Source organism: Flavobacterium sp. (assembly GCF_044368995.1).
Classification (GTDB): domain Bacteria; phylum Bacteroidota; class Bacteroidia; order Flavobacteriales; family Flavobacteriaceae; genus Flavobacterium.
In genome coordinates this window covers 1-21,634 of the sequence record NZ_JBIPMS010000019.1, presented here as the reverse complement: position 1 = coordinate 21,634, position 21,634 = coordinate 1, and the positions used below count along the sequence as shown (strand labels likewise).

Annotated in this window: 17 protein-coding genes and 1 tRNA gene; 4 read left to right on the top strand and 14 right to left on the bottom strand. The window is 32.4% G+C overall.

Annotated features, from left to right (window positions below):
* From atpA to ACIQ2I_RS02915, 11 genes are all read right to left on the bottom strand, one after another.
* A partial coding sequence (gene atpA / locus ACIQ2I_RS02965; protein ID WP_396180942.1) for a F0F1 ATP synthase subunit alpha occupies positions 1–1,083 on the bottom strand: 1,083 nt, incomplete at its 3' end.
* 25 nt (positions 1,084–1,108) lie between these two features.
* Complete coding sequence (gene atpH, locus ACIQ2I_RS02960; protein WP_396180941.1) at positions 1,109–1,636, bottom strand: ATP synthase F1 subunit delta; 528 nt, start codon at positions 1,634–1,636, stop codon at positions 1,109–1,111.
* Between the two features lie 9 nt (positions 1,637–1,645).
* Complete coding sequence (locus tag ACIQ2I_RS02955; RefSeq protein ID WP_396180940.1) at positions 1,646–2,146, bottom strand: F0F1 ATP synthase subunit B; 501 nt, start codon at positions 2,144–2,146, stop codon at positions 1,646–1,648.
* A 76-nt stretch (positions 2,147–2,222) separates the two neighbouring features.
* The gene (gene atpE / locus ACIQ2I_RS02950; protein ID WP_353168157.1) at positions 2,223–2,420 is read right to left on the bottom strand and encodes an ATP synthase F0 subunit C; all 198 of its coding nucleotides are present in this window, start codon (positions 2,418–2,420) and stop codon (positions 2,223–2,225) included.
* Between the two features lie 33 nt (positions 2,421–2,453).
* A complete protein-coding gene (gene atpB / locus ACIQ2I_RS02945; RefSeq protein ID WP_396180939.1) occupies positions 2,454–3,617 on the bottom strand; it encodes a F0F1 ATP synthase subunit A in 1,164 nt (387 codons plus the stop codon).
* Positions 3,618–3,734: 117 nt separating this feature from the next.
* The gene (locus tag ACIQ2I_RS02940) at positions 3,735–4,124 is read right to left on the bottom strand and encodes a hypothetical protein (RefSeq protein ID WP_396180938.1); all 390 of its coding nucleotides are present in this window, start codon (positions 4,122–4,124) and stop codon (positions 3,735–3,737) included.
* Positions 4,114–4,338 carry an AtpZ/AtpI family protein gene (locus ACIQ2I_RS02935; protein WP_396180937.1) on the bottom strand — a complete coding sequence of 75 codons (225 nt, stop codon included), beginning with the start codon at positions 4,336–4,338 and terminating at the stop codon, positions 4,114–4,116. Before ACIQ2I_RS02935 ends, ACIQ2I_RS02940 begins: the two co-directional genes overlap by 11 nt.
* A 23-nt stretch (positions 4,339–4,361) precedes the next feature.
* Positions 4,362–4,706 carry a polymer-forming cytoskeletal protein gene (locus ACIQ2I_RS02930; protein WP_396180936.1) on the bottom strand — a complete coding sequence of 115 codons (345 nt, stop codon included), beginning with the start codon at positions 4,704–4,706 and terminating at the stop codon, positions 4,362–4,364.
* 2 nt (positions 4,707–4,708) lie between these two features.
* A complete protein-coding gene (locus tag ACIQ2I_RS02925; protein ID WP_396180935.1) occupies positions 4,709–7,351 on the bottom strand; it encodes a gliding motility protein in 2,643 nt (880 codons plus the stop codon).
* 101 nt (positions 7,352–7,452) lie between these two features.
* Positions 7,453–10,806, bottom strand: a complete 3,354-nt coding sequence (gene mfd / locus ACIQ2I_RS02920; protein ID WP_396180934.1) for a transcription-repair coupling factor — start codon at positions 10,804–10,806, stop codon at positions 7,453–7,455.
* A 62-nt stretch (positions 10,807–10,868) separates the two neighbouring features.
* A complete protein-coding gene (locus ACIQ2I_RS02915; protein ID WP_396180933.1) occupies positions 10,869–11,390 on the bottom strand; it encodes a hypothetical protein in 522 nt (173 codons plus the stop codon).
* A gap of 422 nt (positions 11,391–11,812) precedes the next feature.
* Between ACIQ2I_RS02915 and ACIQ2I_RS02910 the strand changes: the two genes are divergently transcribed.
* Positions 11,813–12,766 carry an NAD-dependent epimerase/dehydratase family protein gene (locus tag ACIQ2I_RS02910; protein ID WP_396180932.1) on the top strand — a complete coding sequence of 318 codons (954 nt, stop codon included), beginning with the start codon at positions 11,813–11,815 and terminating at the stop codon, positions 12,764–12,766.
* 83 nt (positions 12,767–12,849) lie between these two features.
* Here the strand turns inward: ACIQ2I_RS02910 and ACIQ2I_RS02905 are convergent, their stop codons facing one another.
* Genes ACIQ2I_RS02905 through rbfA form a run of 3 tightly spaced genes read right to left on the bottom strand, consistent with a single transcriptional unit; the run spans position 12,850 to position 14,958 of the window.
* The gene (locus ACIQ2I_RS02905) at positions 12,850–13,368 is read right to left on the bottom strand and encodes a nuclear transport factor 2 family protein (RefSeq protein WP_396180931.1); all 519 of its coding nucleotides are present in this window, start codon (positions 13,366–13,368) and stop codon (positions 12,850–12,852) included.
* Positions 13,365–14,564 carry an ABC transporter permease gene (locus ACIQ2I_RS02900; RefSeq protein WP_396180930.1) on the bottom strand — a complete coding sequence of 400 codons (1,200 nt, stop codon included), beginning with the start codon at positions 14,562–14,564 and terminating at the stop codon, positions 13,365–13,367. The genes ACIQ2I_RS02905 and ACIQ2I_RS02900 overlap by 4 nt, the downstream gene beginning before the upstream one ends.
* 1 nt (position 14,565) lies before the next feature.
* Entirely contained in the window at positions 14,566–14,958 is a 393-nt protein-coding gene (rbfA, locus tag ACIQ2I_RS02895; RefSeq protein WP_396180929.1) for a 30S ribosome-binding factor RbfA, read from the bottom strand.
* Positions 14,959–15,041: 83 nt separating this feature from the next.
* Here rbfA and mce point away from each other — a divergent pair, with 83 nt between their 5' ends.
* From mce to ACIQ2I_RS02880, 3 genes are all read left to right on the top strand, one after another.
* The gene (gene mce, locus ACIQ2I_RS02890; protein WP_396180928.1) at positions 15,042–15,443 is read left to right on the top strand and encodes a methylmalonyl-CoA epimerase; all 402 of its coding nucleotides are present in this window, start codon (positions 15,042–15,044) and stop codon (positions 15,441–15,443) included.
* A gap of 95 nt (positions 15,444–15,538) precedes the next feature.
* Positions 15,539–15,612: transfer RNA gene (locus ACIQ2I_RS02885), tRNA-Ile, on the top strand.
* A 259-nt stretch (positions 15,613–15,871) separates the two neighbouring features.
* The gene (locus ACIQ2I_RS02880; protein WP_396180927.1) at positions 15,872–21,517 is read left to right on the top strand and encodes a discoidin domain-containing protein; all 5,646 of its coding nucleotides are present in this window, start codon (positions 15,872–15,874) and stop codon (positions 21,515–21,517) included.
* Positions 21,518–21,634 lie beyond the last annotated feature (117 nt).

Sequence of the window (21,634 nt, the reverse complement as noted above, 5' to 3'; positions counted from 1 at the left end):
AGAAATTACGTTTGTTGGAATATATGCAGAAACGTCACCCGCTTGTGTTTCGATAATTGGCAACGCTGTTAATGAACCACCACCTTTTACAATTCCTTTTAAAGAATCTGGTAAATCATTCATGTTTTTAGCGATATTGTCATCGTTAATTACTTTACAAGCTCTTTCTAATAAACGAGAGTGTAAGTAGAAAACGTCACCTGGATATGCTTCACGTCCTGGAGGTCTTCTTAACAATAAAGATACTTCACGGTAAGCAACTGCTTGCTTAGATAAATCGTCATAAATAATTAAAGCAGGACGACCTGAATCACGGAAGTACTCACCAATTGCAGCACCTGCCATAGGAGCATATACTTGCATTGGCGCTGGGTCAGAAGCATTTGCAGCAACAATAACTGTATAAGCCATTGCACCTTTTTCTTCTAATGTTTTTGCGATTGATGCAACTGTAGACGCTTTTTGTCCAATTGCAACATATATACAGAATACTGGTTGACCAGCATCGTAAAATTCTTTTTGATTTAAGATGGTATCTAAACAAACTGATGATTTACCAGTTTGACGGTCACCAATAACTAACTCACGTTGTCCACGTCCCACAGGAATCATCGCATCGATTGCTTTGATACCAGTTTGTAATGGTTCCGTTACTGGTTGACGGAAAATAACTCCAGGTGCTTTACGCTCTAAAGGCATTTCGTATAATTCGCCGCCGATTGGTCCTTTACCATCAATTGGTTCGCCAAGTGTATTTACTACACGACCAACCATTTGCTCACCTACTTTTAAAGACGCAATTCTGTTGGTTCTTTTTACGTTAGAACCTTCTTTAATTCCAGTTGATGGTCCTAATAAAACCACACCAACATTGTCTTCTTCTAAGTTCAATACGATAGCTTCTAATCCGTTATCGAATTGCACTAACTCGCCGTATTGCGCATTTGATAAACCATAAACACGAGCAATACCATCACCAACTTGTAGTACAGTACCTACTTCTTCTAACGTAGCGCCAGATTGAAAATCTGATAATTGTTTCTTTAATATTGCTGAAATTTCAGCTGGTTTAATTTCTGCCATTTTATATATATTTAATGGTATTTATTTAATATGTAAATTCTCTTTTTAACTGTTGTAATTTGTTTGCCACAGATGCATTGTATTGTTTATCTCCAATTCTTAAAATAAAACCTCCAATAATGGAAGCATCTACTACGTTAGTAATAGAAATAGTGTTTGAAGAAAATTCTTTCAACTTATTTTTAACTAATACTTCTAATTCTGCAGTTAAAGGAACAGCTGTAGTAACAACTGCTTGTTCAATACCACTTGCAATATCAAATAATGTATTGAATTGTGAAGTAATTGCAGACAAAATTTCAAATCTTTTATTTGCTACTAACAATTGAAACAAACCTTTAGTTTCTGCTTGTAAAGATGGAAATATTTCAGTTAAAGCATTCATTTTTATCGTTCCATTAACTATAGGATTTGATAAAAATTCATGTAACTCTCCGTTTTCTTTAATAGCAGCGCCAATTGTTTTCATATCGTTATTAACAGCAGCGGTATTGTTGCTTTCTGTAGCGATATCTATAATTGCTTTTGCGTATCTAATCGCAGCTCTTGACATAACTTTGGATTAGTTTAATTTAACATCAGCTAACATTTTCTCAACCAATTTAGTTTGAGATTCTTTGTTAGATAATTCTTCTTTTAATAATTTTTCAGCGATTTCTAAAGACAATGAAGATACTTGATTTTTTATTTCAGCAACTGCATTATTTTTTTCGCTTTCGATGGTAGCTTTCGCTTGTTCAATCATTTTTGCGCCTTGAGATTGTGCTTCAGATTTTGCATCAGCAATCATTTTTTCTTTGATAGCAGTTGCTTCTTTAATCATTGTATCTCTTTCTGCACGGGCTTGATCTAATAATTTTTGATTATCTGATTTTAAAGCCATCATTTCTTTTTTTGCATTTTCTGCCAAAAGAATAGCTTCTTTGATGCCTTCTTCACGTTCGTTTACTGCATCTAAAATAGGTTTCCATGCAAACTTTTTAAGTAAAAGGATTAATCCTACGAATAAAACTGTTTGCAAGATAAATAAACCAAATGAAAATTGACCTAATAATTCTTCCATTATATATAGTGTTTAATTTTAATTTTCAAAGTAAACAATTGTTGTAACCAACCGTTACAACAATTGTTAGTTTTAATTATTTTACTGCGAATAACGCTGCAAAACCAATTCCTTCAATTAACGCTGCTGCAATAAGCATAGCGGTTTGAATTTTTCCAGTCGCTTCTGGTTGACGAGCAATAGCGTCCATTGCTGATCCACCAATTCTACCGATACCTATACCAGCACCAATAACTACTAATCCAGCTCCTACAAGGTTAAGAGTTCCTTCCATAATGTATATATATTTAATTAAACATTCAATTTATTAATGAGCTTCTTCATGATGATGCTCTTCTTTAGCAGCTCCAAAATACAAAGCCGTTAACATCGTAAAAATGTAGGCTTGTAATAATGCTACTAAAATTTCTAATATTGATAATACAAAAGCCAATACAAATGATAACGGGCTTCCGATTGGACTACTAAAAGTATACATTAACGCAATAATACTCATTATAACCACGTGTCCTGCCAACATATTAGCATACAAACGAATCATTAATGAAAATGGCTTAATGATTGTTCCTAAAAACTCGATTGGTGCTAAAATAATTTTCATTAGAGCGGGCACTCCCGGCATCCAGAAAATGTGACCCCAATAATTACCATTAGCAGTAAACGTTGTAATGAAATAAGTAATAATTGCTAATGAAGCAGTAATTGCGATATTTCCGGTAACGTTAACTCCAAGTGGCGTTAAACCAAACATATTTAAAAACCAAATAAAGAAGAAAACAGTCAATAAATGACTCATGTATTTTTTATAATGCTTTTCTCCAATATTAGGAATTGCAATTTCATCTCTGATGTAAAGTACTAATGGCTCGAAAAATCTTCCAACACCAGTGGCAATTCCACCATTTTTACTGTACGATTTCCCAAGGTTTCTAAAAATCATAAACATCAATAAAGCGACGATTAAAATCATTACAATACTTTTTGTGATAGAAAAGTCGATAGGTTTTGTATTTGTAGTATGGTGTTTTTCGTCAATATTAAAAGTTCCATTTGCATCCGTATTGTAAATCATCCCATCGTGGTGATTTATTTTGAAATATTTACCATTTGATTCTGCAACGGCTTCACCGTGGTGAAATTCTGATGACATGAAAAAATGCAATCCGTCTTCCCATAAAATTACTGGTAAAGGAATTCCAATATGTGTTTCATGACCTGATGTTTTTCCATAAGAAAACAAATGAAAATCATGAGAATCTAGTAAGTGATGTTGAATAAATGCTGCTCTTTCTTGTTGCGATTGGTTTTCTTCCGAAACAATTTCTTTAGTTGCAACTTCTCCCTGATTTACAACTTCTGTATGTGCCGATTTTACAACATGAGTTGTATCTGCATTAGCAAAAGTAACTACTGGAAAAACCGCAAAAATTGTGGCTATAAATAAGTGAATTGTTATTCTTGAAATCAACATAAAATATATATTCTAATAAATATTGTCCTAAAAATTTTTGCAAAGGTATATTTTTTTCTTTAAATTACAACACTAGAAAATTACTTTTTTTACCAAACTATTCGAAATTAAATTGGTTTATTGTTTTTTATTCAAAATACCTATTGTTATAATCGTTTCGATTACTAAAAAACCCATAAAAACGATCAGACAATTTGTTTTTTCAATTTGATTATTTGGTATGCTTAAAATGGGTTTGATGATGAAATAAACTATACCCGTTTTCATAAAAGTGGCTATCATAAAAACCATGCCGGTATTGTCAAAGCTTTTTTCAGATACTCTTTTTACAAGGAATAATATTAGATTCAAAAACACAAAAAAAAGTAAAAATAAAAGGGCAATTGGGAAATGAAATTTTTCTTCTGCCTGCTTCAAACTAGGTAATAGAAAAACCAAGCGATTGATAACATATAACGAAAAAGAAAAAAAGAAAATTCGTATAAAAAACAAGAGGTTATTTTTCATTTTTATTTAGTTGGTTGACTTGACGAATTACATTATACATGGCTAAAAAAACGCCTACAATTGTAAAAATTTTTACATAGTTTTCAGACTGGTATTTTTCATCTAAATACTGACCAAGATAGGCAAACAAAAAAATAACCATCCCCATTTGTGCCGGAATGCTTATTAATTGAATCCATTTATTTAAAGGTTTTGACTTGTTGCTTTGTGTCATTTTAGTCTGTTTTTAGACAAAATTTATTTTGATTTCATCTCGCAACTGGCTTCAAAAATAGCCCCTGGTTCGATAGCTAATTTTCCTACGGTTACTTCTCCAGAAATTTTGGCTGTTTTTTTGATTCCTAGTAATTCTTCCACCACTAATTTACCGTTGAATTTGCCTTCGATATCAATGTTTTTGCAGGTAATATTTCCTTCCACTTTACTTTTTGGACCCAACACAATTTTTCCTTTGCAAGTAATATCGCCAATTAATTCGCCATCTAAGCGTAAATCGGCAGTACAAATTATATTCCCAGTAATGGAAGTTTGTTCTACAATTCGATTTGTTTTACCTAGTAAATCGTAGTCTGATTTTGGCATACTTATTTGATTTGAGCTAAATATTCTTCTACGTTTTTCTTAACTTGAACCACTTTATAATCTTCATTTGAAATGATAAATGGCGTATCTTTAATTTTATAATCTTTGTGCTCTTTTAGATAATTGTAAACAGATGCTGCAGTTGCTTTATTTATAATTCCGTGTAACACAATCATATTTTTGTCCACATTGTAAATATCATTTGACACTTTAACTTTGTTGTCACCAGATTCTTTGGCATATTTATTTAATTTTTCAATTAAGTTTTTGTGCGAAAGTTCATTTGGATAATTGGTTATAAAAACCAAATTATATGTTTTAGGCGTAGCTCCAAATTTTAATGATTCCAAAGCAGGAATATCTGAACTTAAAATGGATGCTATTTTTTTTGTTTCTTCGGCTTTTGGATAATTTTTTACAACTTTTTGCAACGCCATTTTATAAGCTGAAAGTCCGAATAATCTTGCTGAAATTTTTGCTTTTAAAACATCAAATTTAGCATTTAATTCATCTCCGTCATATTTTTTAAGTAAAGCATCGATTTCTAAATTTGCTTCTCTAAATAATCCTTTTTCTACTTTTGTATAGAGCGCATAAAATTCAGAATCTGCAGTAATATCAGCATTTATTGTAGTGTTATTAAATGCCGATGCATACCTACTTTCGGGATATTCTGATAAGATTTTTTGTTTGTAAGCTAGCGCTTTTTCATTATTTATAGCCCCATATAAAAGATATAAATTATAGTAAGTTGGCAATACTAATTTGTTTTCTGGTTTGTTTACTAATATATCTTCAAAAGAAGTTATGGCCAACTTATTTTCTTTAAGTTTTTCTTTAAAAATAGCACCAAGTTGAAAACGAGCATAATTGGCCTCGATATTTAAACTATCTAAAACTTTAGCTTCTTTTGGAAGTTGATCAATGTAAAAAGAGGTTTTGTATTTTGGTTCTAGGCCAACTTCTTCCGTTTTAACTGATGTTTCTTCGTCTGTTTCCTCTTCAGCGTTTTCAGTTTGGTTTTGATTTGTAACTGCTATTGATTTCCAATTGTCGCCATATTTAATATCGCCCCATTTTTTCTTAAAATTTATTTTTCCTTGTGCAACTGTTACCGCATTATAAAAATAAAAATTACTTTGTAAATCATCTGAATTTGAGGATTGCTTAACCAAAGGGGTTTTTACAACCGGATTTTTTGGCTTTGCATTTCCTGCTGTATAATTTTTATCGTTGGTACTTAAGTTATCACTAAAATTTTCTCCAGAAAACATATCTGCTTTTAGATTATTTTTTGATAAAGCCAAATCATCTGCTGCTTTTTTAGCTGCGATAGAATCTGATATTTTTAATTTGGCAATATATTTTTGATAAAATTTAATTTTTTCAGAAGCAGCCATTTTAGAAACACTTATAATACTATCTGAATGATTAATAATGTCTAGATATTTTACAACATCTGTAATTACTTCTAACTTCTTTTTGGTAGGTTTGAATGCCTTGTTTTTTTCTGGTAAATAAACCAGAGTAGAATCTAAATATTTTTTTACGGAATGGAAATTTTCTTTTCTGTAGTAGATATCCGAAATATTTCTATAGTTTAAAGCTGCTAAATATTTATCTGTCGAAATATTTTTCAACGATTTATTATAGTTTGAAATCGCTAAATTTTCCTTTCCTTTTTTATCGTAAAAAACAGCTCTTTGGTGATGGATTACATCTCTAAAACTTTTATTTTCAATGTTTTCTAGTAATTTGTCTAGATTTTTATGGAAAGCTACCGTGTCGCCTTTTTCAAAATCAAACTGAGTAGCTTGTTTCAAATGCGCATAAATAGTATAGCTACGTGGCGACTTGCGTTTCAAATCAATTACTTCCTGATAGGCTACAAATGCACTGTCTGAGTAATTTAACTTCTCGTACAATTGACCTAAAATAAAAGTATAACGGGCTTTTTCTTCTTTTAGTTTTGTTTCTTTTTTGGATATTTTTACTGATGCTAGAGCACTATCTAAAACATTTTTTTTAATATAAGCTTGCGCCAATACCGAATGGATATCGGCCAAATCCTGACCCGTAACTTTTTGTCCTTTTAGCGTTCTATTTAAGTTATTTATGGCTAATTGTTCGTTTTCTAATTTTAAATTGACTTTTTCACGCCACACTTGTGCTTGGTAGACGTTATTACTTGTTGGATATTTATATAAAATATAATTAAATGCTTCCATAGCTGGCAAATAGCGGTGTTCGTAATACCTAGATTTGCCCAACATCAAATAAGATTCGTCAATTTGATTGTTTTTTTCATATCCGCCAATGTTCATCGAATGTTTCTGAATGGCTTTTGTGGCCTTAGTTTCGGCACGATCAAAATTAGCGTTTTTGGTTACTGCTCCTTCTTTTTGTTCTGTTGGCATAATTTGCATACGTTCTAACGGAAGTAGGTCCCAAAAATCATCCGAATAAGTAGCTTTTACATCTGCAATTCCTTTTTGCATTGCCACATCTCCATTATATAAAACATTATATTTTGTATTTGTGGAATGCCACTTTCTATTAATATAATTATCTTTTTTGGTAGAACATGCCAAAAGTATGGCAATACTACCAATTGTAAGTAAATGTTTTAATTGTTTGTTTTTCAATGTTATATGGTTTTTATAAATAACTTTATTTTTGGTTATTTAGTGTGTAAACGTGTAAAAATAAGTTTTTTTTTTGAAAAATGAACATTACTTTTTTAAGATTATATCATTTCAATTAATTCTAATGCTTTGTTAATGCTTTTTACATTTTCAAAAGTTATTAAAAGTCGTAATCCGTTTTTGGTTGCTTTTTCTTTTACTTTACATAAATTTCCGTTTTGTTGTGCAAATTTCATCGCATTCATAAAGCGGTTGCTTTGGTAAAAATTAGATTGCTGGTCGCCAATAAAATAACCAATCATTTTATTTTGTTTCAGAATTAATCGTTCTAAACCAATTTGTTTGGCTTTCCATTTTATTCTAACACTGTTTAATAGGAAACCCGCTTCTTTTGGCAAAGGTCCAAATCGGTCAATTAATCTTTTTTCGTAAGCAACTAATTCCAAACTATTTTTTACGGAGCCTAATTCGTTATACAAACTCAATCGCTCTGAAATATTGTTAATATATTCATCTGGAAATAGCAATTCAAAATCGGTATCAATTTGAAATTCTTTTACAAATTCTTTGGTTTCAATATCGTTTTCTTCTTCATATAAATTGGCAAATTCATTTTCTTTTAATTCGTCAATGGCTTCATTCATAATTTTTTGATAGGTATCAAAGCCAATTTCATTTATAAAACCACTTTGTTCGCCACCTAACAAATCGCCTGCACCACGAATTTCCAAATCCTTCATTGCAATATTTAAACCGCTGCCTAGTTCTGAAAATTGTACCAAAGCATTGATGCGTTTTCGGGCATCATCCGTCATAACAGATTCGGGTGGCGTGATAAAATAGCAAAATGCTTTTTTATTGCTACGTCCTACTCTACCTCGCATTTGATGCAAATCTGAAAGGCCAAAATTATTGGCATTATTAATGAAAATCGTATTCGCGTTGGGTACGTCTAAACCGCTTTCAATTATTGTTGTAGCTACCAAAACATCAAACTCGCCTTCTATAAAAGCCAGCATCAATTCTTCTAGTTTTTTTCCTTCCATTTGCCCGTGACCAATTCCTACCTTTGCATTAGGTATTAATCGCTGAATCATTCCGGCAACTTCCTTAATGTTTTCGATGCGATTATTGACAAAGAAAACTTGTCCGCCACGTTCAATTTCATACGAAATGGCATCCCGAATGGTTTCTTCATTAAAGCGAATAACGTTGGTTTCAATTGGATATCGATTTGGTGGCGGCGTAGTAATTACTGATAAATCGCGGGCTGCCATTAATGAAAATTGTAGCGTTCTAGGAATGGGTGTAGCGGTTAAAGTAAGCGTATCAATATTTGCGGCAATGGTTTTTAATTTGTCTTTTACATTCACGCCAAATTTTTGTTCCTCATCAACAATAAGCAAACCTAAATCGCGGAATTTCACATTTTTATTTACCAACTGATGTGTTCCGATTACGATGTCTATTTTTCCGTCCTCTAATCCGTTTAAAGTTTCTGCTTTTTGTTTTGCCGTTCTAAATCTGTTCAAATAGCTTACCGTTACGGGCATGTCTTTTAACCTTTCAGTAAATGTCCTATAATGCTGGTAGGCCAAAATAGTTGTTGGTACCAAAATGGCGACTTGTTTTCCATTATCAACTGCTTTAAATGCGGCACGAATAGCCACCTCCGTTTTTCCGAAACCCACATCGCCACAAACCAAACGATCCATTGGACGGTCGTTTTCCATGTCCGTTTTTACATCATGTGTGGCTGTAATTTGATCTGGTGTATCTTCGTAAATAAAAGAACTTTCTAATTCTTTTTGCATGTAAGAATCCGGCCCGAAAGCGAAGCCTTTTTCCAAACGACGTTTCGCGTATAACTGAATTAAATTAAACGCAATATGTTTAACCCGCGCTTTTGTTTTTTGTTTTAATGCCTTCCAAACACCACTTCCTAACTTATATATTTTTGGCACTGCGCCTTCTTTTCCTGAGTATTTTGAAATTTTATGAAGCGAATGAATACTTACATAAACAATATCATTATCGGCATACACTAATTTGATAGCTTCTTGGGTTTTGCCTTCTACTTGAATTTTTTGTAAGCCTCCAAATTTTCCAATTCCGTGGTCAATATGGGTAACATAATCCCCAATTGACAAAGCGGTTAGCTCCTTTAAAGTAACTGTTTGTTTTTTAGCCGCATTATTTTTGATAGAAAATTTATGGTACCGTTCAAAAATTTGATGGTCAGTATAACAGGCAATTTGTAACTCTGTGTCAATGAAACCTGAAAACAAAGGAAAAACAATATTTTCATATTTTTGTTTCACATGTATGGCTGCGTCTTCATCAATATCTTTAAAAATTTCTTTGAATCTTTTCGCTTGATTTTCGTTCGATGAAAATAAATAATTTTTAATTCCGTTATGGAAATTATCGTTCAAATTATTCATCAACAAATCGAATTGTTTATTAAATGACGGCTGTGGTTGCGTGTAAAATTGGAAAATTTTTTCCGATTTAAAAACTGGATTATTATCTAACTCGATTATTGAAAAATCTAAGGCGCGTTTTAAAAATGTTTCCTGATTTAGAAATAATTCTTCAGGTTTAGCATGATTTATCGTTAGCGTTAATTTCGAATAGGCCTCTTTTGCTTTCTCGAATAATCGGTCTAATTTGCCACCTAACAAATCGGTATTTTGAAGAACAATTATGGTTTTTTCAGAAATATAATCTAAGAAATTTTCACGATTTTCTTGTAAAATCTTATTTTCAACGTTGGGTATAATGGCAATTTTTGTGACTTTTTCTTTAGACAATTGTGTTTCAATATCAAACGTTCGAATACTATCAATTTCATCCCCAAAAAACTCGATTCGATAAGGCACATCATTTGAAAAGGAAAACACATCAATTATTCCACCTCGAACGGAAAATTCACCAGGTTCGGATACAAAATCTACACGTTTAAAATGGTATTCAAAAAGCGTTTCGTTAATAAAATCGATAGACAATTTATCGTTAACACTAAGTTTTAAGGTGTTTTTATCTAATTCTTTCCTGGTAACTACTTTTTCAAAAATGGCATCGGTGTAAGAAACAATAATCGCTGGTTTTTTTCTAGAATTAATTCTGTTTAATACTTCAGCGCGTAATAAAACGTTGGCATTATCTGTTTCTTCTATTTGGTAGGGTCTACGATAAGAACCTGGGTAAAACAATACATCTTGGTTGTTAATTAAGGCTTCTAAATCATTCAAATAATAAGCCGCTTCTTCCTTGTCATTAAACAATAATAAAAAAGGAAGCTCCGATTTTTTAAATAAAGCATCCATCACAAATGAAAGTGAAGAACCTACCAAACCGGTAGCGTTTATTTTTTTTCTGGACGCAAAAAGTTCAGCAATTTGTCCAATTTTTGGATGTTGCTGATATTTTTGAATGATTGCTGATTTACTCAATTTATTATAAATTATTTATCAAATAATAGTAATCCTTTTGCTCTTTACCTTACACCCAAAAACTACTTCTCTTTTAAAATTTCTTTCTGCTCTAAATCGTCAAAGTTTATCGCTTTTGCATTTCGGGTGGTATCGCTAATACTTATGATTTTTGGCTCGCCAATTTCAGTTGGAATTCGGTTTTTAATGATAATTTCTTCGCACTGCATGTAAAAAGCGTGCAATTCTTTATTTATGGCTGCAATTAAATTCTGTACTTTTTCATGTGGTACTACATCTAATGAAAAATAAGTATCAAGTGCTAATATTTTGGTTTGTAATGCTACAATTCTACTTCGCACTTGCGGGACATTAAAACTTGGAGGTACATTTTCATGTAAAATACTAGATTTTGCAACTAAATTTAAAACCTTGTGTTTAAAAGCGCTTATGGATGATTTGGGTTTTTGCTGCAGCTCTTCTTCAAAATTTTTCCACGCTTGCCATTGATTTAAAACGCCACGCACTTCTGGGCTAGTGATAGGAATGTTTAACTGCCAAGCTTTGTTAATTTGTTCGAAAGATTCACGGTTTTTTTTCTCCATTTTTTTTACAAGTAACACTTGCTCGTCATTTTTTTTACATGAAAAAAACAAAAGACTGCTAAAAACAGATAGTATAAGTAGTTTAAAAAAATTCATTCTTTTACAATTATGAGTCGCAAATTTACAAATGTTTCCACGATTTTTTTTAAAATTACGTTAAATATATAATTACTTCAATTCCTGATTTTAATTTCATGAAACTTTGCCACGAATTCACTAATAATCTCCTAAAAGATTAAATTCGAATTAATTATCGACAAAGTCGATTAAAATATAAAACGCAAATGTATTAATTCGAAAATTCGTGGCTTTTATACATTCCGTTAGATTGCAGATATTTTTTTACGAAATTCGAAAAAAATAGTCAAAATAACGGGTTATTATTGTCAATATTTTATCTTTGTAAGACAAAACTAGTAACTATGCAAACCAAAATACTAATCATTGGCGCTTGTGGTCAAATTGGCACCGAACTTACCTCTAAATTACGCGCAACTTATGGCGTGGAAAACGTAATTGCTTCCGATATTAGAAAATTAGAAAATGACGTAGTAAATAACGGCATTTTTGAAGTTATAAATGCATTAGATTATAATCAGATTCAGCAATTAATTGAAAAATACCATATCACCGATGTGTATTTAATGGCCGCCTTATTATCTGCAACTGCCGAAAAAAATCCAGCTTTTGCATGGGATTTGAATATGAATTCGTTGTTTCACGTTTTAAATTTAGCCAAAGCAGGAAAAATAAAAAAAATATTTTGGCCTTCTAGTATAGCCGTTTTCGGACCTACAACTCCAAGGGTAAACACGCCACAATATACGATTATGGAGCCAAGTACCGTATACGGAATTTCAAAACAAACAGGCGAACGTTGGGCAGAATATTATCATAAACAATATGGTGTAGATATTAGAAGTATCCGATATCCGGGATTAATTAGTTGGAGTACTGAAGCAGGGGGAGGAACCACAGATTATGCTGTTGATATTTATCACAAAGCAATTACCGAAGGAAAATTTACAAGTTTTTTATCTGAAAATTCTGCTTTGCCTATGATGTATATGGACGATGCGATAAAAGCTACGATTAGCATTATGCAAGCCGATGCCGAAGATATTAAAATTCGTTCTTCATACAATTTATCTGGAATGAGTTTTACTCCAAAAGATTTAGCGGCAGAAATCACAAAACATTATCCAAATTTCACCATTAATTACGAACCCGATTTCCGTCAGAAAATTGCGGATAGTTGGCCAGCGAGTATTGACGATAGTGAAGCCAGAAAAGATTGGGGTTGGAAAAATGATTTTAACATTGAAAACATGACTGTTGAGATGTTTAAAAATTTGAAAGAAACCATCTATAAATAGAAAACTTTTTTTGTCAATCTGAACTTGTTTCAGATTCTAAGAAAATTAAGTAGAATCTGAAACAAGTTCAGATTGACAAGTTATTATTTAGTTTGGTTTTTTAGTTTTTCTATTTCTTTGTCTTCAATAAACGATTTTATTTTCATGACTTCATCTGTATGGTCATTTGGAATGGTCATTGATAACACGTACTGTTTGATTTTCCAATTTCCTTTTTCGTCCAAAACTAAAACGCCACTTCCTCTGCAAATTTTCATCTGCGTGTTTAATAATTCATCAAACCAAGCCATTTTCCTATCCGATGAAAAATAAATATTTCGTTCTAATTTAGTAAAACTCCATGCTTTGCCTTTATCAAAATAGGGTTTTGCAAATTGTATAAATGCAGGTTTGCTCCAATTTTCAGTGGCATCGGTTCCAATGTAAATGGCATCATCTGTCATCGCATTGAAATAAGAATTAAAATTTGCTTCAGCTGCAGCTTGGTGCCAATTATCTAGAACTTGATTAATTTCCGATTCTTGATTTATTTGATTTGCTACTTGTTTCGATTTACATCCGATTACAACTAATCCGATTACAAAGACTATAATTTTTCTCATTCTAATAATTTTTTAGTTACGGTGCTACTTGCAATTTTGGAAGCTATAAATCCTAAAATTACAATGGTGAATAATACAAGTATAACATTTTTAATTTCGAAAACAACTGGATAGGCTAATGTTGAATTAATCATTATTAATTCAAATTGTTGCTGAATTAAAACTACAAAAATTCCTAAAATCAAACCCAAAATTCCCCCAAAAATAGAAATAATGTTTCCTTGAAATAAAAAAATATTTTTTAAATATTTAATTTCTGTTCCTAAATTATATAAGGTTTTTAAATTGGTTTTCTTTTCAATAATCATCATAATTATGGCACCAATTAAATTAAATAACGCAATAATAATCACCAAAGTAAAAATAAGATAAACCACAATGTTTTCGGTATTTAGCATTTTATACAACGCATCATTTAATTGCGCTCTGTTTTTGATTTTTACTTGATTAGGAAATATTTTATTAATGGTTGCTATTGCATCTGTTTCCGATACATTTGGCGCCATTTTAAAATCTATGTAAGTTACTTGATTCGGTTTATAATTTAATAAACTTTGTGCCAATGGAATTGAAGAAAAAATATATTTTTCATCAACATCTTCGCTAACTTGAAATATTCCGGAAGTGAGTAAGGGCGATTTATTAAATGCTTCCTCTGGGTTTTCAATTAATCCAGAACCTGGTTTAGGAATATAAACTTCTAAAACGTTATTAAAATCGAAAAGTCCTAATGCTAATTTTCTCGAAATTCCAGAACCCACTACAACCTGATTAGTGTTAGGCTCCAACCAATCGCCAGCATATAAAAATGTATTAAATGCATTGACTAAACAAAAATTGGCATCAACACCTTTCAGGTATGCTACTTGCTCTTTATTTTTATAATAAAACAAGGCGCGTTCTTCAACAATTTTTGAGTAATTAGTAAATTCCTTTGAAGATTTTAACTGAACTTCTTGCGTTTCAGAAATGAAAAATGATTTTCCTTTAAGGGTTTCAATTCGTAAATCGGGATCGGTTGCATTGGTAAAGCTTAAACTAAAATCGCGCAACCCACTAAAAACAGAAAGCACAACAAAAAGTGCCATGGCGCCTACGATAATTCCAAGAGATGCTATAAACGTAATTACATTTATGGCAGTAGTTTTAGACAAACTAAACGCGTATCTTTTGGCTATGTAGAACGGGAAATTCAAATTATGATCTTTTTCTTTTTTCTAATAATTCTGGATTTTCAATAGGATTGTCTTTTCTAGAAAGGGCATTGTCAATTTTTTCAATATAATCCAAACTGTCGTCTATGAAGAAAATTAAGTTTGGCACGCGTCTTAATTGTAATTTTACGCGTTGCGATAAATCGTGCTTAATTAATGGTGCGTTACTTTTAATAGCGGCTAATAATTCTGGTCCTTTTTCGGAAGGAAAAACACTTAAATAAACCTTTGCAATTGATAAATCTGAGGTGACATTTACTTTAGAAACCGAAATAATTAAGTTAGAAATTGCATTTTTTCTAATCTCACCTTGTAAAATATCTACCAAGTCTGTTTGCAATAATGCACCAATTTTTTTTTGTCTATTTGTTTCCATGAGGCAAAAATACAATTTTTACATACAAAATAAGCAGAAATACGTTTATGAATGTTTATTTTTGCATATAAATTCCTGTAAAAATGAGAAAAATAGAACATATTGGCATAGCCGTTCATGATTTAGAAAATTCAAATGAATTGTTTTCAAAACTTTTTGGTCAAGCGGCTTATAAAACAGAAGAGGTAGCAAGTGAAGGTGTAAAAACATCATTTTTTATGTGCGGTCCAAATAAAATTGAATTGTTAGAAGCCACGAATGAAAACAGCCCGATTGCTAAATTTATAGAAAAAAAAGGCGAAGGCATTCATCATATCGCTTTTGATGTGGAAGATATTTACGCGGAAATAGAACGCCTAAAGCTTGAAGGTTTTACTGTTTTAAATGAAACGCCTAAAAAAGGCGCCGATAATAAATTGGTAGCTTTTTTACATCCAAAAACCACAAACGGGGTTTTAATTGAGCTTTGTCAAGAAATAAAATAGATTGATTTAAATAACGTTCCCCTACATTTTTAGAATCGTATAAAAAAAGATTTGCTTGCAATTAAAAATAGTAGTAATATTGCAGCTCCAACAGCGGTCCTATAGCTCAGTTGGTTAGAGCACCTGACTCATAATCAGGTGGTCCCTGGTTCGAGCCCAGGTGGGACCACAACAAAACCCTTGTAAGTATCAATATTTACAAGGGTTTCTTATTAAAAAGTTGAGCAAAAAGTTGAGCAAAACCTAATGCTCAACTTTTTTTTATACCTTTATATTTGATGAAAAGTGAACCTCTTTAGAATGTTATGAGGTTAACAAATCACTGATTTACTGGCTTTTAAAATAAAGCCAAATTTAAATATCTAAATAGAACTAACTGATTATCAATAATATTTGTTAATATTGTAGTAAATTAATTAGTTAATAAAATGAAAAAAACTATCTTTTCAATAATTGCAATATTAGGTTTTGCGATTACATCATTGGCTCAAGTTGTTGAAATAGTTGCTAATGGCCCCGTAACTTTCTGTACAGGTGGTACAGTTCAATTAACGGGTTCAGTTACTCCTGCTGGAGTTTATCAATATCAATGGTTGAAAAATAACGTGAATATATCTGGACAAAATGCTTTAAGTTATGCCCCTACTACATCTGGTGTTTTTGCTTTAAAAGTTACAGCATTGAATGGTTCGATATTCATTTCTAATTTAATTACTGTAACCATAAATCCATTGCCGCCATCACCAGTTGTAACATATACTTCTCCGGCAATTATTTGCACTGGAGGTTCAATTTCTTTGTCGGATAATACATCCACAAACGTTAGTTATCAGTGGTTTTTTAATAACAACCCGATTAACAACGCAACAAACAATTCTTATGCCGCTAATCAAGGAGGAACATACAAGTTAGTTGTATCTGACTTAACGACAGGATGTTCAAGCACTTCTCAAAATGTTATTGTAGGCGAAATGCCAAAAATAATACCTGAAACTATTGTTACATGTGGAAATAGCGCAACCATTTCTTTAACGAATCCAAATTTTAATTTTTCTTCTTCACAAACCTCTTGTAATGTAGATATGAGTTCAGCTTCGATTGTAACTGCAACCCAAAACTCTTCAGGAGGGCCTAAAGAAATTGTTTGTTATGGTGGGATTGTGAATTATGGCGGTGGCGGTGGACGCACATTTTTAGTGAATTATGGCGGAACAATTAACAGAACAGGTGGAGGAGGGAGTCAGGTTTATTATATAAAATCTGGAGGTATTTTTAATAATTCAGGAGGAGGAGGAGGAAGTAATATTCTATATTACGAGCCCGGAGCATTTATAAATTCTACTGTAGGAATCAATACTATTGTTCAATGTAACAATATAGGTGTAATATATCCTTCTAATACAGCTGAATTATGTAATAATTTAACGTATCTATGGTCTACTGGCGCTACAACGCCTACAATTACCGTAAATCCTAGCGTTGAAACCACATACTCAGTAACTGTTAGTAATGGTAATATTTCTTGTACAGATCAAGTAGTGGTAATACCTGGGGGAGCTAATCCATCGCCACCAACTATTACTGCTTCTGGACCAACTGCGCTGTGTCAAGGAGAGTCAGTAGTCTTAACTTCATCATATACGACAGGTAATGTTTGGTCAAATGGCGCTACTACACAATCTATTACTGTCACTCAAAGCGGTTCGTACACAGTTTCTTACGGAAGTTGTTTAGTTACATCTTTACCTAAAGTAGTTACTGTTACGACCCCCCAAAATAATCTTACCATTTTGCCTTCTGGTCCAACAACAATTTGTGAGGGAGGTTCTGTAACTTTAAGTTTAAATAGTTTATCTTTCGTTCGCTATTTAAAATTTGAATCGTATTATTCTGCAGACAGTGGTCAAGTCAACGTGCATGAAATACAAGCTTTCTCAAACGGGGTTAATGTTGCATTAAATAAGTCTGGATTTGCAAATAGTTATGAAGGGGGCAGTAATTGGGCAAATAATGGTAGTAATGCTGTTGATGGGAATACGGGAAGTCGGTGGTCAAGTAATCGTAATCCTTTACCATCTTTAACGGCTCCTCATTATATTGTAATTGATTTACAGAATCAATTTAATTTAGAATCTATACTTTTAGATATTAGTAGTTTTCAACAAACTTTTAGTTTTAAGGTATCACAGGATAACGTCAATTGGATTGAAGTAGGAAATGGAAATTCTGTTTCGGGAAGTTTTACATTTACACCTCCTTTAACAAATTACAGTGGGTATTTATGGAGCAATGGAGCAACCACACCATCTATAACTGTTTCAAACAGTGGTGCTTATTCTGTAACTGCATATATTGGTTCAACATGTAGTGTGGTTTCAAATACGTTAAATATTAATGTAGCTTCCGCACTAGCGCCACCAATTATTACCACTTCAGGGCCAACTACTATTAATCAAGGAGGGTCTATAGTGTTAACTTCTTCCTATCCTACTGGAAACGTATGGTGTAATGGAGCAACCACTCAATCTATTACGGTATCACAAATAGGTTCGTATTCAGTTTCCGTTTCAAATGGTAATTGTACTTCGACCTCTCTACCAGTTGTGGTTGCATTTAATAACACACAAACACTACCTTTATTACAAAATTTTGAAGATCCAACAACTTACACTAGTGTTGTAGGATTTGAAGGAGCTGGAGCAGCTATTGTTTCTGGGATTATTTCATGTTCAGCTACTGGGAATGTATTACAAGGGACACAAAATATGGGAGGTCAAATATGGCAAGGAATAGAATTTATTTTGACTACAAAAAAGGCAAAACTAACTTCAAACAAAACAATGCAAGTAGATGTATTTGCAAATCAAGCATTAAATATTTTAGCTAAAGTTGAAATGGGAGGCCCAATTTCAGCAAATGGTCAAGCCTATACTACACCGGGACAATGGCAAACGTTAACATTTAATTTTTCAATCCCGATGGATCAAACATTTGTTGCTAATGGGGAATATGAAAAAATTATTTTCTTTGGTAATTGGAATTCTACCAACACGAATTTTAACAGCCCTCCTGTGGCTTTGACCTATCAAATAGATAACATTAGAGCTGAGCAAGTTTGCTTAGTAGCACCAGCAGCTCCCATTGTGACATATACCTCTCCGGCAGTTATTTGTGATGGAGGGTCTTTAACATTGACAGATAATTTATCAACAAATGTTAGCTATCAATGGTATCTAAATGACAGTCCAATAAGTAATGCAACAAATAATTCATACACCGCCACTGTTCCAGGGACTTATAAATTAGTAAACACCAATTTATCATCAAGCTGTTCAAGCACTTCCCAAAATATAATTGTAGGAGAAATGCCAAAAATAGTTGCAGACACAATTGTGACTTGTGGAAATAATACAACTATTTCTTTAACAAATTCTAATTTTAATTTTTCAACTTTACCAGCAACATGCAATATTGATATGAGTTCTGCCTCTATACTGACTACCAATCAATCTGGGAGTGATAGTGGACATAGAAAAATAATTTGTAATGGAGGTGTTTATACAAACAACGGAAATAATAACAAGTATGTTGTTGAAAACGGCGGGACTTTAAATTTTAATGGAGGCAGTGGTGCTTGTGTTGCATATATAAAATCAGGAGGAACTTATAATTTTATTAGTGGTGATTTCCCAACAATTACAGTATATTATGAACCCGGCGCAATTATCAATGCAGGTACAACCCAAACCAATCAATGCAATAATATTGGCGTAATCTATCCTTCCAATACAACTGCATTATGTAATAATTTAACGTATCTATGGTCAAATGGAGCTACAACGCCTACAATTACAGTAAATCCAAGTGTTGAAATTACATACACAGTAACGGTAAGTAAAGGGGCTGTGTCTTGTACAGATCAGGTTATTGTAACTCCTGGAGAAATAAATCCATCGCCACCAATAATAACTACTTCAGGGCCAATTGCTTTGTGTCAAGGAGAATCGGTGGTTTTAACATCTTCCTATGCAACTGGTAACCTTTGGTCTAATGGCGCAACTACGCAATCTATTACTGTTTCTCAAAGTGGTTCGTACACAGTTTCTTACGGAAGTTGTAGTATTATATCACAACCTGTTGTTGTTACAGTTAATCCGCTACCAAATAATCTTGCCATTTTATCGTCTGGACCCACCTCATTTTGTGAGGGAGGTTCTGTAACATTAAGTTTAAATAGTTTATCTTCCGTTCGCTATTTAAAATTCGAATCTTATTCTTCTACTAATAATGGACAGGCCTTTGTTCACGAAATTCAAGCTTTTTCAAATGGGGTTAATGTTGCTTTAAATAAAACAGGCGTTGCAAGTAGCTATAATGCTGGCGGCAATTGGACATCAAATGGTTATAAAGCAGTTGATGGTTTAACATCATCCAGATGGGTAAGTAATGGCAACCCAGTTACATCTTCAAGCAACCCACAATATATTGTAATAGATTTAGGGAGTCAATATACTATTGAATCTATTGTTTTAATTATCAATAATTTTCTTCAAACTTATAGTTTTAAAGTTTCTCAAGATAACACAAACTGGGTTGAAATAGGTTCTGGAACTTCTGTTTCTGGTAGTTTTACACATACGCCTCCTCTAACTAATTTTTCTAGTTACTTATGGAGTAATGGCGCAACAACACCCTCAATAACAGTTTTAAATAGCGGCTCCTATTCTGTAACGGCATATATAGGTTCAACATGTAGCGTTGTTTCAAATACCATAGTAACAACTGTAAACTCAGTGCCGACAGCACCAACAATAACCACTTCCGGAGCAACTTCATTATGCCAAGGGGAATCTGTATTATTAACATCTTCTTATCCTACAGGAAATACTTGGTCAAATGGAGCAACTACGCAATCCATTACGGTATCACAAAATGGTTCGTATTCGGCTTCGGTTTCAAATGGTACTTGCTCTTCAACATCTTCACCTGTTGTTGTAAATATTGATGCTTTGCCTACGACAATTACAGCCCCTGCTGCTGTAACTATTTCTACAAATCAGGGTTCCTGTATAGCAACAAATGTTAATTTAGGAACTCCAATTGGACAAAGTTGCTCAAGTTATACCATATCAAACAATGCACCAACGAATTTTCAGATTGGCACCACTGTGGTAACTTGGACATTAACAAATGCTCTTGGGACTGTTATATCAGCAAATCAAAATGTAACTGTTAATTTTAATTTTGATAGCACTAGTATTTGTTACGTAACTAGTGATGCAACACTTACAAATAGGAATAGAATTTATATAAATAATGCAAATAGTAATAATGTACTAGAATATCAAATATTAAAAGAAGTAAGTACAAATTTTTATAATGTTATTGGTAGTATCCCACCAAACCAAAATTCATATTTAGACATATCTTCAAATAATTTAACTAACAGTAATAAATACAAAGTGAACACAGTTAGTATTTGCAATTCAAGTGATATAAATTCTACTATCCATCGAACAATTTTATTACAAAGTGGTGTAGCAGTAAATAATGCAGTTAATTTAAGTTGGAATCCTTACGAAGGATTTAGTTATGGTATTATAAAAATTTATAGAAAAATTGGTGCTGGAATTTTTGAGTTAATTGATGCTATTTCAGCTTCTAATATTACTTATAATGACATTACTGCAAATATTTTAACAAATACATATGAATATTACATAAGTATTGATACACCTGTTTGTAGTTCTACTCCCGGAGGTAGAACTACTGAGACTTTTTCATCTAATCAATTACGGTCTAACATTTTAAATACTAGCTCTTCATTGGGAATGTCAAATTTAGTGTTAGATTTAGGAGTTATGATATATCCTAATCCAACCTCAGATATCTTAAATATAAAAATAGATAATACTTTAACCTATCTCAAAACCGAAATTTATAATTTAATTGGGCAAAAAGTATCTGAATCTCAAAAAACAATTTTGGATGTTTCTGATTTACCAAATGCCTCATACTTTGTAAAGATTATAACTGAAGAAGGCACTGCTTCAAAAACATTTATAAAAAAATAATTTTACGCACTAGAAAATAATTAAGGATAATTACTTATTATCATTTTTTATTTCAGGCAAAATATACCAAGTTGGACCACTAGTAAAATCAAAGCCTTACAGTAATGTAGGGCTTTT

Coding starts and splice junctions, on each gene's coding strand:
- atpB (WP_396180939.1), bottom strand. CDS start 3,617: ATGTTGATTTCAAGAATAACAATTCACTTATTTATAGCCACAATTTTT.
- ACIQ2I_RS02915 (WP_396180933.1), bottom strand. CDS start 11,390: ATGGAGAAAAAAAACCGTGAATCTTTCGAACAAATTAACAAAGCTTGG.
- atpE (WP_353168157.1), bottom strand. CDS start 2,420: ATGGAAGGAACTCTTAACCTTGTAGGAGCTGGATTAGTAGTTATTGGT.
- rbfA (WP_396180929.1), bottom strand. CDS start 14,958: ATGGAAACAAATAGACAAAAAAAAATTGGTGCATTATTGCAAACAGAC.
- ACIQ2I_RS02910 (WP_396180932.1), top strand. CDS start 11,813: ATGCAAACCAAAATACTAATCATTGGCGCTTGTGGTCAAATTGGCACC.
- ACIQ2I_RS02880 (WP_396180927.1), top strand. CDS start 15,872: ATGAAAAAAACTATCTTTTCAATAATTGCAATATTAGGTTTTGCGATT.
- ACIQ2I_RS02940 (WP_396180938.1), bottom strand. CDS start 4,124: ATGAAAAATAACCTCTTGTTTTTTATACGAATTTTCTTTTTTTCTTTT.
- mce (WP_396180928.1), top strand. CDS start 15,042: ATGAGAAAAATAGAACATATTGGCATAGCCGTTCATGATTTAGAAAAT.
- ACIQ2I_RS02930 (WP_396180936.1), bottom strand. CDS start 4,706: ATGCCAAAATCAGACTACGATTTACTAGGTAAAACAAATCGAATTGTA.
- atpH (WP_396180941.1), bottom strand. CDS start 1,636: ATGTCAAGAGCTGCGATTAGATACGCAAAAGCAATTATAGATATCGCT.
- ACIQ2I_RS02935 (WP_396180937.1), bottom strand. CDS start 4,338: ATGACACAAAGCAACAAGTCAAAACCTTTAAATAAATGGATTCAATTA.
- ACIQ2I_RS02955 (WP_396180940.1), bottom strand. CDS start 2,146: ATGGAAGAATTATTAGGTCAATTTTCATTTGGTTTATTTATCTTGCAA.
- ACIQ2I_RS02905 (WP_396180931.1), bottom strand. CDS start 13,368: ATGAGAAAAATTATAGTCTTTGTAATCGGATTAGTTGTAATCGGATGT.